Origin of the sequence: Marivita sp. (assembly GCF_965656765.1) — a bacterium.
Taxonomy (GTDB): domain Bacteria; phylum Pseudomonadota; class Alphaproteobacteria; order Rhodobacterales; family Rhodobacteraceae; genus Marivita.
The window spans coordinates 1-14,464 of the sequence record NZ_CBFHLV010000027.1 but is presented as its reverse complement, the minus strand read 5'-3'; the positions used below and the strand labels follow the sequence as shown (position 1 = coordinate 14,464).

At 57.6% G+C, this 14,464-nt stretch carries 13 protein-coding genes; 7 read left to right on the top strand and 6 right to left on the bottom strand.

What is annotated here, in order from left to right; all coding sequences use genetic code 11:
- Positions 1–79 precede the first annotated feature (79 nt).
- Genes ACTG4M_RS09405 through ACTG4M_RS09395 form a run of 3 tightly spaced genes read left to right on the top strand, consistent with a single transcriptional unit; the run spans position 80 to position 3,962 of the window.
- Entirely contained in the window at positions 80–1,432 is a 1,353-nt protein-coding gene (locus ACTG4M_RS09405; RefSeq protein WP_439123393.1) for a glutamine synthetase family protein, read from the top strand.
- Between the two features lie 3 nt (positions 1,433–1,435).
- The gene (locus ACTG4M_RS09400; RefSeq protein ID WP_439123392.1) at positions 1,436–2,812 is read left to right on the top strand and encodes an aldehyde dehydrogenase family protein; all 1,377 of its coding nucleotides are present in this window, start codon (positions 1,436–1,438) and stop codon (positions 2,810–2,812) included.
- 4 nt (positions 2,813–2,816) lie between these two features.
- Positions 2,817–3,962: an iron-containing alcohol dehydrogenase gene (locus ACTG4M_RS09395; protein WP_439123391.1), complete on the top strand. Its 1,146-nt coding sequence runs from the start codon at positions 2,817–2,819 to the stop codon at positions 3,960–3,962.
- 405 nt (positions 3,963–4,367) lie between these two features.
- Here the strand turns inward: ACTG4M_RS09395 and ACTG4M_RS09390 are convergent, their stop codons facing one another.
- The 5 genes from ACTG4M_RS09390 to ACTG4M_RS09370 are packed head-to-tail and all read right to left on the bottom strand — an operon-like array spanning position 4,368 to position 8,893.
- Positions 4,368–5,573: an FAD-dependent oxidoreductase gene (locus ACTG4M_RS09390; RefSeq protein WP_439123390.1), complete on the bottom strand. Its 1,206-nt coding sequence runs from the start codon at positions 5,571–5,573 to the stop codon at positions 4,368–4,370.
- Positions 5,573–6,367 (bottom strand): ABC transporter permease, encoded by a 795-nt coding sequence (locus ACTG4M_RS09385; RefSeq protein WP_439123389.1) that lies wholly within the window; start codon positions 6,365–6,367, stop codon positions 5,573–5,575. The genes ACTG4M_RS09390 and ACTG4M_RS09385 overlap by 1 nt, the downstream gene beginning before the upstream one ends.
- Positions 6,360–7,127, bottom strand: coding sequence for an ABC transporter ATP-binding protein (locus ACTG4M_RS09380; RefSeq protein WP_439123388.1), 768 nt, complete (start codon positions 7,125–7,127; stop codon positions 6,360–6,362). Before ACTG4M_RS09380 ends, ACTG4M_RS09385 begins: the two co-directional genes overlap by 8 nt.
- 58 nt (positions 7,128–7,185) lie before the next feature.
- Entirely contained in the window at positions 7,186–8,199 is a 1,014-nt protein-coding gene (locus ACTG4M_RS09375) for an ABC transporter substrate-binding protein (protein ID WP_439123387.1), read from the bottom strand.
- Between the two features lie 31 nt (positions 8,200–8,230).
- Positions 8,231–8,893, bottom strand: a complete 663-nt coding sequence (locus ACTG4M_RS09370; RefSeq protein WP_439123386.1) for a GntR family transcriptional regulator — start codon at positions 8,891–8,893, stop codon at positions 8,231–8,233.
- A gap of 88 nt (positions 8,894–8,981) precedes the next feature.
- Between ACTG4M_RS09370 and ACTG4M_RS09365 the strand changes: the two genes are divergently transcribed.
- Positions 8,982–9,788, top strand: coding sequence for a shikimate dehydrogenase family protein (locus ACTG4M_RS09365; RefSeq protein WP_439123385.1), 807 nt, complete (start codon positions 8,982–8,984; stop codon positions 9,786–9,788).
- A 432-nt stretch (positions 9,789–10,220) separates the two neighbouring features.
- Here the strand turns inward: ACTG4M_RS09365 and ACTG4M_RS09360 are convergent, their stop codons facing one another.
- Positions 10,221–11,447 carry a urate hydroxylase PuuD gene (locus tag ACTG4M_RS09360; RefSeq protein ID WP_439123414.1) on the bottom strand — a complete coding sequence of 409 codons (1,227 nt, stop codon included), beginning with the start codon at positions 11,445–11,447 and terminating at the stop codon, positions 10,221–10,223.
- A 101-nt stretch (positions 11,448–11,548) separates the two neighbouring features.
- On the opposite strand from ACTG4M_RS09360, the gene ACTG4M_RS09355 reads away from it, so the two are divergent.
- The 3 genes from ACTG4M_RS09355 to ACTG4M_RS09345 all read left to right on the top strand — a co-directional run bounded on the left by ACTG4M_RS09355 (position 11,549) and on the right by ACTG4M_RS09345 (position 14,351).
- Positions 11,549–12,457: a LysR family transcriptional regulator gene (locus ACTG4M_RS09355; RefSeq protein ID WP_439123384.1), complete on the top strand. Its 909-nt coding sequence runs from the start codon at positions 11,549–11,551 to the stop codon at positions 12,455–12,457.
- Between the two features lie 245 nt (positions 12,458–12,702).
- Positions 12,703–13,959 (top strand): DUF4274 domain-containing protein, encoded by a 1,257-nt coding sequence (locus tag ACTG4M_RS09350; protein WP_439123383.1) that lies wholly within the window; start codon positions 12,703–12,705, stop codon positions 13,957–13,959.
- Positions 13,960–13,991: 32 nt separating this feature from the next.
- Entirely contained in the window at positions 13,992–14,351 is a 360-nt protein-coding gene (locus tag ACTG4M_RS09345) for a hypothetical protein (RefSeq protein WP_439123382.1), read from the top strand.
- Positions 14,352–14,464 lie beyond the last annotated feature (113 nt).

Below are 14,464 nucleotides of genomic sequence, written 5' to 3'. Positions count from 1 at the left end.
TCATACCGGGGGCGTTTTCCTGAAAGAAAACGGCCAACTCCTTTTAAGGAGTTGGCCGCCCCAGACCAGAGAGGCCGCGATGAATTTAGACGATCTGCAAGCCAAAGCCGAAACCGGCGAAATCGATACCGTTCTGGTCTGCATGGTCGACATGCAGGGCCGTCTGATGGGCAAACGTTTTCATGTCTCCAACTTCCTGGAATCTTCTTGGAAAGAGACACATTGCTGCAACTACTTGCTGGCCACCGACCTCGAAATGGCGACACCAGATGGATACAAATCCACCAGCTGGGAAGCGGGCTATGGCGACTATGTGATGAAGCCCGATCTAGAGACGCTGCGCCCGATGCCGTGGCTCGACGGCACAGCGATGGTTTTGTGCGATATCATTGATCACCACACACACGACCCCGTACCGCATTCTCCGCGACAGATGCTTAAGAAACAGGTCGCGCGGCTGTCTGAAATGGGCCTGACCCCGATGATGGCGACCGAGCTCGAGTTCTTTCTGTTCGAACACAGCTTTGACGACATCCGCAAAGGCGGCTTTCGAAACATGGTTCCAATCAGTGGCTACAACGAGGATTACAACATCCTCCAGACCACCCGTGAGGAACATGTCATGCGCCCGATCCGCAACCATCTTGTGACGGCTGGTGTCCCGGTCGAGAACTCCAAGGGTGAAGCTGAAACCGGGCAAGAAGAGCTGAACATCCGCTACGCAGACGCGCTGGCTTGTGCCGACAATCACACCGTCGCAAAACACGCCGTCAAGGAAATCGCCCAGATGCAGGGCCACGCCGCGACGTTCCTTCCCAAATGGCGGGCCGACAAAGTCGGCAGCGCCGCGCATGTCCACCAGTCATTGTTCAAGGGCGACACAAACGTTTTTCACGACGGCGACGCCGCGCTGACCATGTCGGAAACGATGAAAGCCTACGTCGCAGGCCTGATCAAATACGCCCCTGACATGACAGTTTTCCTTGCGCCGTACGTGAACAGCTACAAACGCTTCTTGCCGGGCACTTTTGCCCCAACCAAAATCGCATGGTCCGTCGACAATCGCACTGCGGGTTACCGCCTTGTCGGCGATGGCACCAAAGGTGTACGGATCGAGTGTCGTATCCCCGGAAGCGATATAAATCCCTACCTCGCGTGCGCCGCCCAGCTTGCCGCTGGCATCGCAGGGATGGAGGAAGGACTGTCCTTGGAAGACCCGGTCTCAGGAGATGTTTACAACATGACCGACATCCCCGAGATTCCGAACACCCTGCGTGCCGCAACAGAAGCTTTGCGCAGTTCCAGCATGCTCCGCAAAGCGATGGGCGACGATGTAATCGACCACTACACCCGCGCAGCCGAGGTGGAACAAGAAGCCTTTGACGCCGTTGTCACCGACTGGGAACTCCAGCGCGGATTTGAAAGAGCCTAAGACATGACCAAGACTGTTGACCTGATCTCACCGATCGACGGATCAGTTTACCTCACGCGCGATGTGCTGAGCCACGGCGCCGCTTTCGACGCTGCTAAACGAGCTGCTGACGCACAATCAGACTGGGCCGCCCGGCCCGTTTCGGAACGTATCGCATTGGTGCGCAAGGCTGGTGAAATCATTGGCCGGCAGACCGATCGCATGGCGACTGAACTGGCCCACCAGATGGGCCGCCCAATCCGCTATGGTGGTGAGTATGGCGGGTTCAACGAACGGCTGAGCTATATGGCTGACGTTGCAGAGGAAAGCCTTGTTCCGATGCAGATCGAGGACAGCGCCACCGCCCGCCGCGTGATCAAGCGGGTGCCATGGGGTGTCGTCCTTGTCGTAGCACCGTGGAACTATCCCTACATGACCGCGATCAATACCGTCGCGCCCGCGTTGATCGCAGGAAACTCTGTGATCCTGAAACACGCGGGCCAGACATTGGCTGTTGGTGAGCACTTGGCCGAAGCACTTCACGCCGCTGGTGTTCCCGCGGATGTGTTCCAGAACCTCGTGCTCGACCATGACACAACCTCTGCATTAATAAACGAACGCGCTGTAGATTTCGTCAACTTCACCGGTTCGGTTGGCGGCGGTCAGGCGATGGAGCGCGCCGCCGCTGGCACCTTCATCCCGGTCTCCACTGAACTGGGTGGCAAAGATCCTGGCTATGTGCGTGCCGATGCCGATCTCGATGCAGCAGTTGATGGCCTCATGGACGGAGCGATGTTCAATGCCGGGCAATGCTGCTGCGGGATCGAGCGGATTTATGTACACGAGAGCCATTACGATCAGTTCGTCGAAAAAGCCGTTGCTTGGGTAAACGCCCAGAAACTCGGCAATCCACTTGAGCAAGACACGACTATGGGCCCGATGGCCAATGTCCGCTTCGCCAATGAGGTTCGCGCCCAGATCGAAGAGGCGCTGGCTGATGGTGCCACAGCCCTTATCGGCACGATGCCAGCCGACGATGGCGGCGCATACCTGACGCCGCAGGTCCTGACGAACGTGACACAAAAGATGCGCGTCATGCGCGACGAGAGCTTCGGTCCCGTCGTCGGCATTATGCCGGTCAAGGATGACGACGAAGCCATATCGCTGATGAACGACAGCCAGTTCGGCCTGACCGCTGCGATTTTCTCCAATGATGCAGTCGCCGTCGAAGCCATTGCCGACCGACTTGAGACCGGCACCGTCTTTATGAACCGCTGCGACTATCTGGACCCTGCGCTGTGCTGGACCGGCTGCAAGGATACCGGCCGTGGGCAAGGTCTTTCGAAACTGGCGTATCAGGCCCTGACACGCCCCAAATCCTACCATCTCAAGAAAGCATAAGCCGATGTCGCTGACTGGAAACTGGTCCTACCCCACCGCCATGCGTTTCGGCGCAGGCCGCATCTCGGAAATCGCCGAGGCCTGCCTTGCCGCTGGTATCACCAAACCGCTCCTCGTCACTGACAGGGGCCTTGCGGACATGGAAATCACCACCAAGACCCTGAACCTCGTCGAACAGGCGGGTCTGGGGCGTGCGATGTTCTCGGATGTTGATCCCAACCCGAATGAAAAGAACGTCGAAGAAGGTCTCAAGGTCTACCGCGAAGGCGGCTTTGATGGCGTCATCGCTTTTGGTGGCGGTTCCGGCCTCGATCTCGCAAAAACCCTCGCCTTCATGGCGGGCCAATCCCGCCCACTCTGGGATTTCGAAGACATCGGTGACTGGTGGACCCGCGCAGACCCTGCTGGCATCCACCCCATCGTCGCCGTACCCACCACGGCAGGCACAGGGTCCGAAGTGGGCCGCGCCAGTGTCATCACCAATTCGGAAAGCCACGAGAAAAAGATCATCTTCCACCCCAAGATGCTGCCTGCCGTGGTGATCTGCGACCCGGAGCTGACCGTGGGCATGCCCAAGTTCATCACCGCTGGCACCGGGCTTGATGCCTTTGCCCATTGCGTGGAGGCCTATTCCAGCCCGCATTACCACCCGATGAGCCAGGGTATCGCGCTCGAAGGCATGAAGCTTGTCGTCGACAACCTGCCGCGCGCCTATGCCGACGGGACAGACATCGAAGCCCGCGCCAACATGATGAGCGCCGCCGCCATGGGTGCCACCGCCTTCCAGAAAGGCCTCGGCGCGATCCACGCCCTGTCGCACCCCATCGGCGCGCATCACCACACGCACCACGGCACCACCAACGCCGTCTTCATGCCCACCGTTCTCAAGTTCAACGCCGACGCCATTCGCGACCGCTTTGACCGCGCGGCGGGGTATCTGGGAATTGAGGGCGGCTTCGACGGCTTCTGCGCCTTTGTCGATCAGTTCAACGATGGCTTCGCGATCCCAAAAACGCTCACCGGTCTGGGTGTGAAGGACGCCAACCTCGACGTGCTGATCCGCAACGCGCTCAACGACCCGTCCACAGGCGGCAACCCCGTCACCATGACCGAGGCCAACACGCGGGCGTTGTTTGAGTCTGTGCTTTAAGCGGGCGCCAGACGGTGTGATACCCGCATCTTCCAGCCAGGATGCGGGTCTTCACGGACGTCAGCAATGCGGACAAACCGGCCTTTTGCAGTCGCGGTTATTGCTGATGCAGCATGAGCTCGCAACCGCAGCGAGGAATTTATGGCAGTGGGGCATTGTTCAACAAAGCAGCCATTCTAACGAGGCAACCACGCCGGATTTCAATCTGACCTTTCGTTGTATCTGGATAAAGGTCCGCTTCGCCGTTGCTGTAGGCGGTGCGAACTGGCGTGATTGGGATGGTTACAGATAAACCCGACTATAACGATACGAAGCCATATTTGTGGCCTCTTAACGCCCTTCGGGCCTATGGCCGCAACGCACCGCGAACGGGTTTTCGGTCCATGCCCACAGGCGTGACACCTTCTAAAAGGTTTTAAACGTTTGCGCTGCGGCGCGCCCTGCCGCATCGCCTGTTGCGAAAGCTGTGCCCATGACGCGAATTGAAGCGTAGGCACGCGGGTCCGCGCCTATCGTGCGTCCTGCGAAATATAGATTGTCGATACCCTTTGCGCGCAACGCATCTAGCGGGATCGAGGCCCAGCCTTCGCCGCCGACCGGCGTGTAAACCGGCTTGCCCGGGACGGCATGATCCTCCATGGGCCACGCCGCTTTGGCGACGCCGTCTTCGCGCTGACGTCCCGTTGCGATGTCCTCATAGGTCAGTTCATAGCGCGCGGCGGGGTGCCGGCTTTCTCGGATGCCGATCTGGGGTCCGGTTTGCACGACATAGGCGTTCTGAAATCCTGGAACATGAGCGCGCAAAAGCGCGGCATAGTCATGGGCTGCTTCGCGGGATGCCCGTTCAGCGCGCGAAAAGCTGTCCGAACTGAGGTCGTCCATCGGGTGGTCAAACATCATCCACCACATTTCGCCAGTATTCGGGACGATGGTAAAAATTCCGCCGTCGTCACGGGCAGACGGCCAGTCACCGCCATAGGTTTTAAAGGCGGCTATGATGGCCTCTCGATCTATTGGGACGCTTTGGTCACGCCCGCCGATGCGGATAGGGGCAGATATGGCTTGCAGCTTACCTTCAAAATCTCCGGTCCGGCAGGGCACACCTGCGACCAGCGACAGATTGGCATCGCCGGTTGCATCCACAAAGTTCTCAGCAGAGACACGGGTACGGCCATCCATGCCGGCCAGCGTCACCGATTGGATTTTGTCAGCGGTGCGGGTCGCGGCGGCAATGCGTGTGTGCAACAGAACCTCGACCCCGCTCGCGGCGAGGACACGGTCTAGCGCAAGTTTGACAACCTCCGGCTCCAACAGGATGATCCAGTTTAGCGTTGTGGGCGACGAGAAGGGTTCGCAATCCAAACCGAGTTTGCGCAATGCGTCCAAGACCAGATCCGCAGCGCCTTCGACGGCTTTGATCGGTTCAGGGCCCTGCTGGAAAAACCCGCAGTAGGCCAAGACTTGGGAGTTGGTCGCAGCCCCTCCCAGAAATCCGTATTTTTCAACCAGCAGCACCCTTGCGCCCGCTTGAGCCGCCCCCAATGCCGCACCGACACCACCAGCACCACCCCCGGCGACGACGACGTCATAGTCACACTCGGGTTTGCGCATCAGGTCCGCCAGCCCAGTAAGCGGCGCTCGAGCGTGCCAATAAGCGCGCTGATCAAAACCCCCAAGAGCGACAGGATCACAACCCCTGCAAACAGCCGTTCAAGATCATAGAGCGAGCCTGCCTCAAGGATGTAAGCCCCGATGCCGTATTCCGCCCCCAGCATTTCGGCGGCGACCAGCAAGATGATCGCAATGGCCAAGCTGATCCTCAGGCCCGACAGAATGCCGGGCATCGCACCGGGCAGCACGATTTTGCGCACGATAGACCACCATGACAGGCCAAAGCTTTGCCCCATGCGGATCAGTGTGCGGTCCACGTTATCAACTGCGCCATAGGTGGCGACAACGGTCGGGGTAAACGTCCCAAAGGCGATCAGCGCGTATTTTGAGCCTTCGCCGATCCCAAACCAGATCACGAAGAGCGGCAGCAACGCGATTTTCGGGATGGGGAAAATAGCGGCGACAAGCGGCACAAGGCCAGAGCGCACATAGGAAAACAGGCCGATCATGATGCCGACAGCGATCCCGATGCTGGCCCCGATCAGCGCGCCTACGAACAATCGCGACAGGCTGGGGAGCATATGTTTGAAGAGCAACCCGCTGTCATAAAGCTGGCGAAACGTGTCGAGCACATCTGACGGGCGCGGCAACGACAGCGACGAGATCCAGCCCGACCGTGTGCCCCATTCGATGAAAATGATCAGTGCGACAAACACCGTCACACCGACCCAACGGCGTGATTGTGGGGCGAAGCCACCGCCGCGAAACGCGACGGATTTTCCTGCATTATCCATGAAGCAACTCCGCATCGGCCGCCCGCGCTTCGTCGCGCATCAATTGCCACAGGTGTTTCTGCGCGCGGTCAAGATCGGCATCACCGAATTCACGCGCGGCCAGAGGTTTCTCAATATCGACAACTTCACGGATTTGCCCCGGCCTGCGCGACAGCACCACAACCTTGTGCCCAAGGCGCACCGCCTCGGCCAGATTATGTGTGACGTAGACGGCGGTAAAAGGCTGGCGGGTCCACAGCTCAACCAGGTCATCCATCAGCAATTCGCGGGTCTGGCTGTCGAGCGCCGACAAGGGCTCATCCATCAACATAACGGCCGGGTTCACGGCCAAAGCGCGCGCGATGGCCACGCGCTGTTTCATCCCGCCCGACAGTTGTTTTGGCAGCGCCTTGGCGAAATCGGTCAGCTTTGTGCGCGACAGCACATCGTCGATAATGGACTTGGCGGCCGCGCCCTTAATCCCGTGATCCTCAAGCACCAACGAAATGTTGCCAGAGACAGACCGCCATGGCAGCAGCGCAAAATCTTGGAAAATATAGGTCAGCGGGTTTAGGCAGCCTTTGGGGGGATCGCCCAGTTGCAGAACGCGGCCGCGGTTGGGCTTTTCCAAGCCGCCGATGAACCGCAACAGCGTGGATTTACCGCAACCCGACGGGCCAACAATGCACACAATCTGCCCGCTTGGAAATTCCAGCGAGATGTCGCGCATCACTTCAAAATCGTCATAGGAATGGCCTATGGCGTCCAGCCGAATGTCCATGGGGACCCCTTTGAAACAGGAAGCGGAGCCAGCAGCATGCCAGCTCCGCTTTGATCAGTTAAGCGCCGATGATGTCCACGTAGGACTGGTCAACCAGCTGATCAATTGAAATGCTCGCATCCACAAGATCCTCGGACTTGAACCAATCCAGCTGGTCCTTGATTGAGGCGATGTTCAGCGCCGCACCAGTGTTGATGCGCATGGTGCCATTGATGATGGACGGGGCCGCCTTGGCGCGCTCGCGGTCTGTGTAGACGTATTTGTGGATCAGATCGACCATCTCGTCCTGATCGGCGGTGCCCTCGATCATCGCGGCGGCATAGTCGTCAGCGCCACGCGAGAAACTGTTTAAAAACGCCTCTGTCTGGCCACGCTCATCGGCGGCATTGGCTGCCGAGGTGAACACAATCGTCACCTGATAATTGGGCAAATAATCCGCGACATTGCCGATGATATGAAGCGCGCCTGAGCCCGCCAAAGGCTTGGCGATATGCGGCACGATGGACCATCCGTCCACCTGTCCGGATTTCATCGCGCCAATGATCGCGCCGACCTTTTGCAAAGGCACGAACGACAAATCAATGCCTTCGGCCTGCGCCATTTTCGACCCCATGTAGTGGAACGACGATCCCGACTGCGTCACCGCATAGCGCTTCCCATCAAGAGCCGCACATGACGTCACACCCGCTTGGAATGCTGCGTCTGACGCAAGAAACTTCTGGCCGTCGATGCCGTCTTCTTCACTCAACGCGCCACCGATAACTTTGATGGCACCTTTTTCGGCCAAGTTGATCAGGCCGCCCGAAACAGCCGTGACCGCGTAATCCACGTCGCCCGAGGCAATCGCGACCGCCATAGGTGTGGCGGCTTGGAAGAATTCGAACTCGACGTTCAAACCTGCGTCGGCAAAGTAGTTGCGCTCTTTCGCGATGAAGCTTGCGGAATGCGATGTGAACCGCAACGCGCCAACTTTGACCGTATTGTTTTGTGCATATGCTGGGGCCGAAAGCCCTGCTGCTGCGACGGTTCCGCCCATCAGGGTCAGCGCTTTGCGGCGATTGAGATGTGTCATGTTTTCCTCCCTAAATGACAATCTGTCGTATTTATTGTCGAAGCTCTGCTGCGACATCTTCGTGTAGTAGCGCCAAAGCGTCTTCGGCACGGCGCGTCAGAACCGCGTCAAGCAGTGCATTTTGCCGGTGCTTGCGCCCCGCCCAGTCCAGACGCCCCTCGCGCATCTGGGCCAGCCGAAAGCGGCGGCTTTGGTCAAAGAACTTGCGTTGCAGGTCTATCAGGCGGGGGCTGTCGCAGGCATCGATCAAGGCGTAAGAAAATGCGCGGCAGGCCTCGTCCCATTCTAGCGCGACCAGATCATCAGGGTTTGTGGCTGCCGCGTCCTCGGCCTTTTGCAAGGCATGATGTGCGGCCATGACACGCCCCTCCCACGCGATGTCGCCCAGCTCGATCGCACGCAACAAGGCCAGCTTTTCGACTTCACACCGGACCATCGCGATATCGCGCACGTCGTCTTCGGTGGCGGAGGTGACGCGGAAACCACGCTGGGCTGTCGCCTCAACCAAGCCTTCGGTCGACAAGATGCGCAGCGTCTCGCGCATGGAGTGGTTAGAGCCACCATAGCGGGTTCGCAGTTCGTTAAGCTTTAGTTTTTGATCCGGTAGCAAAGTCCCGAACGCAATATCGCGACGCAGCGAAGAGGCCAGCAGCTCAACAATTGTACTGTCATCTGAAGACTTGCGAGAGAACATGATTTCTACACCGTAAAAACAAAAACGTTGGACATTTTTAGATATATGCATTCATTTGAGTCAAGCTATTTCGAACGGAGGCGATTGAGTGAGCATTTCAGGCAGGACCAAGCTGTTTGCAATCATCGGGGACCCCGTCGCGGGGGTTGTGTCCCCACCTGCGATAAATGCGTGGTTCAAGGCCAATGGCGTTGATGCAACCATGGTGCCGATGAACATCCCTGCGTCGCACATGACAAGCTTTTGGGATGTACTGCGGGCATCGAACACGTTTCTGGGGTGCTCGGTCACCTATCCGCACAAACAATCGGCCTACACGCAGGTCGATACAATGACCACACGCGCCACCCGTTTGGGCGCGCTGAACACAGTGCGCCGCGAGGCTGACGGATCGCTGTGTGGCGATGCAACCGACGGCGCGGCACTGCTGCAGGCAATCGCAAAGGCAGGTGGCCGCGTCAACGGCGCCTGTGTTCAGATCATGGGTGCCGGCGGCGGTGCTGGCCGTGCCATTATAGACGCCCTTTGCGATGCAGGTGCTGCACGGCTTATCCTCAGCGATTCTGACGACACCCGATTGACTCAGACGGTGTCATTGGTGCAGCAGTTTTGGCCAAACACTTTGATTGGCGGCGCAGGCTGCGCAGACATCCTGATTGATGCGACCCCGAATGGGAAAAATGCAAGTGCCGCGCCCTTATTCGCCCCTCAGGTTGTATCCGGCTGCAAAGTGGTCTGTGATATTGCGGGACAGCACGGAGAAAGCCAGTTGCTTAAATCCGCTGCACAGATGAGCAAAATCGCAGTGGATGCAGCAGACATGGGGCGCTGCCAAGTTGCGGCTCAAATGGTGTTTTTGCTCCAAGACTGGGCCTTGCTATCGGCGGCGTCTTGAAAACCGGGCGTCTATGAAAAGAACAGCGCCGGTGGAATTGGCCTCTTGCCGTCGCAGGAATTACCCGACGATTAAGATCGCCTCGAAATGACGAACGGCTCCAAGCCAGGGACCTTATTTATTGTTGGCACGCATCACAGAATGCGACAAAACCCGTACGTTTTTGTCACCGGTGGAAATGATCGTCTATGACACGGTAGGTTCATCCATAGCCGCCATTGGCGCAGCCTCAGCAAATTCACCCTTCGTCCCCGACCCGTAACTTTGCATCTAGTCCGTGCTGCGAGACCCTCGAATGACCGTTTCTTTAGCGGCACGGCAGCACGAAGTTTTTCGCTCATGCCGCATTTTTCTTGCTGCGCGCGCTCGCAGCACAAAATCACAATGGCCGAGTCGGGCTCACACCAGCCATTCGCCGCGTTGCATCACCCCCTACTCCACCGCCCGATACCACGCCACGATCTGCGCCCGCGCTTCGACATCCATCTGGATCGCGTTCGGCGGTGGCATCGCGTGTGACCGTCCCGCCTGTAGGTAAATCTGATACGCGTGCTGCGCCACGTCGGCCTCTGTCTCCAGATAGACACCCTTGGGCGCCCAACGGATCCCGTCCCACAGCGGCTCGCGCGCGTGGCACATCGAACAATTGCCCTGCACCACGTTATACGCGTCCTCAAACCCATCAGCGGACGCAAAACGCATCTCGAATTCGGTCATAGGACGCTCTGTCGCCTCGTCATAGGTCTCGGCCCCGCCCAGCGTCGACAGCCATGCAATCGCGATAAAAATCACAACCGTGACCGCCCATGTCCAGTTCGGCTGACCTTTGCCCGCGTGCATGGAGTTGAAGTAGTGCCGGATCGTAACACCCATCAGGAACACCAACGACGAGATCAACCACGCAAACTCGGTACCAAAAGCCAGCGGATAGTGGTTCGACAGCATCAGAAAGATCACCGGCAGCGTCAGGTAGTTGTTGTGCGTCGACCGCAGCTTGGCGATCTTGCCGTACTTCGGATCAGGCGTACGCCCCGCCTTTAGGTCAGCCACGACGATCCGCTGGTTCCGCATGATGATGAAGAACACATTGGCCGTCATGATCGTTGCCGTGAACGCCCCCAAATGCAGCAGCGCCGCGCGGCCCGTGAACACCTGATCATAGCCCCACGCCATCACCACGAGGATCGCAAACAAAAGCAACATCAAAACGGTAGGCTGTTCGCCCAGCGCGGATTTGCACAAGAAGTCATACAGCAGCCAGCCGATGGTCAGCGACAGTGCAGAAATCACGACCCCTTGCCACAGCGCCAAATCAGCCTTGGTCGGGTCGAGCAGGTATAACTCACCGCCAACCCAATAGACGATCATCAACAGCGCAGCCCCCGAAAGCCATGTCGTGTAGCTCTGCCATTTGTGCCAGGTCAGATGCTCGGGCAACCGGTCGGGGGCAACGAGATATTTGGTCGTATGATAGAACCCACCACCATGCACCTCCCATTCCTCGCCATAGGCGCCTTCGGGCATGCCTTCTGCAGGTTTCAGCATCAGGTCGAGCGCGATGAAGTAGAAACTTGCACCGATCCAAGCCATCGCGGTGATGACATGCAGCCAACGCACTGCAAAGGCGATCCAGTCCCAGAGAACAGCGAAATCATACATGGCAAAAAGGCTCCGGCTTTGGGGTTTGCACCAGACTAGCGACAGAGCCATTCTTCTGCTATTCCGATGAAACTCCAAGCTGTATCAAAAATCTGCGAATAATGTCCTACTTCGACAACATCAGAACCTTCGTTCGTGTCTACGAATTAGGCAGCATGTCTGCCGCCGGTCGGGATCTGCGCATTTCTCCCGCCGTTACATCGACACGCATTGCGCAGCTTGAGGATCATCTGTCTGTCCGTTTGTTCCAACGCACCACCCGCAACCTGACGCCCACGGAACAGGGCCGTCTGTTCTATACCGGCGCGGTAGAAGTGCTGGAAGCCGTCGAACTGGCCGAGGCGCAGGTGGTGAACATCACCGAAAATCCACGTGGATCAATCTATGTGGCAGCACCCTTGGGGGTCGGACGCCGCCTGATTGCGCCGCAGGTGCCAGCCTTCATCGAACAATACCCCGAGGTGTCTGTACGGTTGCGCCTCACGGACCGTAAGGTTGATCTGACCACCGAAGGTCTCGACCTTGCGTTCTTTCTGGGCGAACCCGAAGATAGCACACTGCGTATCCGCAAGATCGCCGATGTAGAGCGCGTGCTGTGTGCCGCGCCAAGTTATCTCAATACACGCGGCTTTCCCAATTCGGGGGACGAACTGCTTAGCCAGAACCACGAGTGTTTGAACCTACGCTTCCCCGGCGCAACCGAATTTCAATGGCGCCTCCAAACGCGTGACGGCCCAAAGCGGTTCAAGGTCAAGGGGCGCTACGAGTCCGACGATGGCGACGTGCTCACTGATTGGGCGGTTGCCGGTCATGGCATCGTTATGAAGCCGTTATTCGAGGTGGCCGACCATTTGCGCGCTGGTCGACTTCGAGCAGTCGCCGAGCAAACGCCACCAGTGCCTGTGCAAATGGCCTGCCTGTTCACGCACAGACGCCGGCAAGACCCCAAGACCCGGCTGTTCATGGATTTCGTGATCGGGCGTGTTGGTGCTGCGATCAAAGGGGCCTGAAACGTCACCACGACGCCCCTGCGCATCGCGCTACTTTCGTACGAACACAGCAGGCTATGTTCGTTGTTTGGCCTTTTCCATCATTCAATGCAGTGCCTGTGCTTGTTCGCCACGTGGTTCCATCAGCGCTCTGCAATCGTTTGTGCCGCTCGTAGAACTTAACAACTCAGCGCCATTTGCCAGTCAAATAATGGCCAAGTTTGTTGGAAACAATTTGAAAACCTTGGAAGAGAGATGAGCCTTTCATGATTAATTTCATTTTTAACCGACTGCTGAAGCGTGCCGGCCTGTCACCTGAACAGCTACAGAAAATGACGATGGACATGGCAAACGAGTCGGAGAAAATGTCAGGCATTTTCGATACACTTGAACAGAAGGGCCAGACGATCGAGGGTCTCTACACGGAAATGTTCGCACAGACCGAAGCAGAGTTGCGCACCTTTAACGAGACTGCAAAGCGAAAACGTGCTGAGCAAGACGCGAAGGCCAAACGCGCCGAACAGTTGGAAAAATGGCTCTATGCACTGCGCCCCGGCATGCATGTCCAAAAGCTGGAGCAGATCGCAAAGACGTACGGCGAAGAATACAGCCCAGAGGCTCTGCGAAACCAAACGAACTGGTTGGGCGACGTGAAAGGCCGATGCGTCATCGACTATAATGCAGACGGGTTTTTAACTCGGGTCCAATTCTTTGGCGCAACCGATGACACGCGGACAATTGCGAGTGCCAAGCGGTTCGATACGGTGCTGGAAACTTGTGCTGGCGTCGTTCATGCCGAAGATCTGGAGGAGCACGACCAGTCGCTGCTCAGGGCGGTGGAACTGGCGAGCAACAGCCCGGACTTCACCATACTCGCATGGTTTTTGGCCGGTCGGTTCCATAGCACAACTTACCAGACCCAAGCGGAACGCGAACGCATGGCGGCGGGCGTCATGGCAAGCAAGCCGCCTGCGCCTGCAAAGCCCTCGGCCCCTGCTGCAAAAACGCCAGAACAAATGTCCGCCGATACCGAGTTGCGAAAGGTATATTATGCCTATGCAGACCAGAACGACGATGAGACCTATCGAGACCTCGTGGAATGGATTATCTCCCAGACGTCACCAGATGCGCGCCACTACCAGCTTGGCTTCAACTGGGATCATGGGTTCCACATTCCGTTCTGGATTATTCGCCAGCCCGATACCTACCTCGCGACCGCGCTAAAGGCATTCCAACTTGGGGCGGCCGAACATTGGTTGGCGCAGCCCAAAACGGACAATCCTAGCAGTGAATTTGCATATGAGTTGAATGAGCGCATTCGCAATGGCTTCTATGCGACCCCCCCCACCGACGAAAACGCCATTGCCTATACCCCAATGCTCAATCTCGACAGTTATCCGGCGGAAAAGGCTGAAGCGTTACGCAAGATCGTTGCGGCGGAAGTGTTTAAACCCTTGAGCGGGCGCGAGGAGCATTTGATCTATTGCGATGTTCCCGAGAAATTTATCGACTATCTGAACTAGAAAGACGCGCTTGGTACCCGGAGACATCGCATATGGAAGCAAAGACGCTTGTCCTTTTTGGCAAAAACTATCCCGACGCGTCAGGTCTCTGGTTGGTGAAGAAGGCCAATGAGGCGTTTTCGCTGGGCGTTACCAGAGATCTCAATCATGTGGGTGCTGATTTTGAGAGCGTCAGAAGAAGTCTTGGCAGTCCAAATCTGGGCGACGCACAAAGCTTACTTTACGTTGCAATGGAACGGCGCTCCGCGAATGGGACAAACGGCGCGCAAAGCACCGAGCCCGAGGAGGTCAGAATATGGCGTCATTTCGGTCAGCCCGAGATCGCTGAAGTATTTAAGGAACGTCTGATCTACCGTCTTGGCTACGCCGATTTCGGTGCAATCGGGCTTTGATTGAGCAGACAGGGGCCGATTTTGGGCTCGTAGCGCCAGAATTGGCTGTCCTGAGGCCCCCATCGCCTGATTTTGGGCAGACTCGTCCTCCTGCCATCAGCTTTCTTCGTACA

What these genes read in the sequence shown, in the direction of transcription:
- ACTG4M_RS09405 (WP_439123393.1), top strand. Translation starts at nt 80, where the DNA reads ATGAATTTAGACGATCTGCAAGCCAAAGCCGAAACCGGCGAAATCGAT.
- ACTG4M_RS09400 (WP_439123392.1), top strand. Translation starts at nt 1,436, where the DNA reads ATGACCAAGACTGTTGACCTGATCTCACCGATCGACGGATCAGTTTAC.
- ACTG4M_RS09395 (WP_439123391.1), top strand. Translation starts at nt 2,817, where the DNA reads ATGTCGCTGACTGGAAACTGGTCCTACCCCACCGCCATGCGTTTCGGC.
- ACTG4M_RS09390 (WP_439123390.1), bottom strand. Translation starts at nt 5,573, where the DNA reads ATGCGCAAACCCGAGTGTGACTATGACGTCGTCGTCGCCGGGGGTGGT.
- ACTG4M_RS09385 (WP_439123389.1), bottom strand. Translation starts at nt 6,367, where the DNA reads ATGGATAATGCAGGAAAATCCGTCGCGTTTCGCGGCGGTGGCTTCGCC.
- ACTG4M_RS09380 (WP_439123388.1), bottom strand. Translation starts at nt 7,127, where the DNA reads ATGGACATTCGGCTGGACGCCATAGGCCATTCCTATGACGATTTTGAA.
- ACTG4M_RS09375 (WP_439123387.1), bottom strand. Translation starts at nt 8,199, where the DNA reads ATGACACATCTCAATCGCCGCAAAGCGCTGACCCTGATGGGCGGAACC.
- ACTG4M_RS09370 (WP_439123386.1), bottom strand. Translation starts at nt 8,893, where the DNA reads ATGTTCTCTCGCAAGTCTTCAGATGACAGTACAATTGTTGAGCTGCTG.
- ACTG4M_RS09360 (WP_439123414.1), bottom strand. Translation starts at nt 11,447, where the DNA reads ATGTATGATTTCGCTGTTCTCTGGGACTGGATCGCCTTTGCAGTGCGT.
- ACTG4M_RS09355 (WP_439123384.1), top strand. Translation starts at nt 11,549, where the DNA reads ATGTCCTACTTCGACAACATCAGAACCTTCGTTCGTGTCTACGAATTA.
- ACTG4M_RS09350 (WP_439123383.1), top strand. Translation starts at nt 12,703, where the DNA reads ATGATTAATTTCATTTTTAACCGACTGCTGAAGCGTGCCGGCCTGTCA.
- ACTG4M_RS09345 (WP_439123382.1), top strand. Translation starts at nt 13,992, where the DNA reads ATGGAAGCAAAGACGCTTGTCCTTTTTGGCAAAAACTATCCCGACGCG.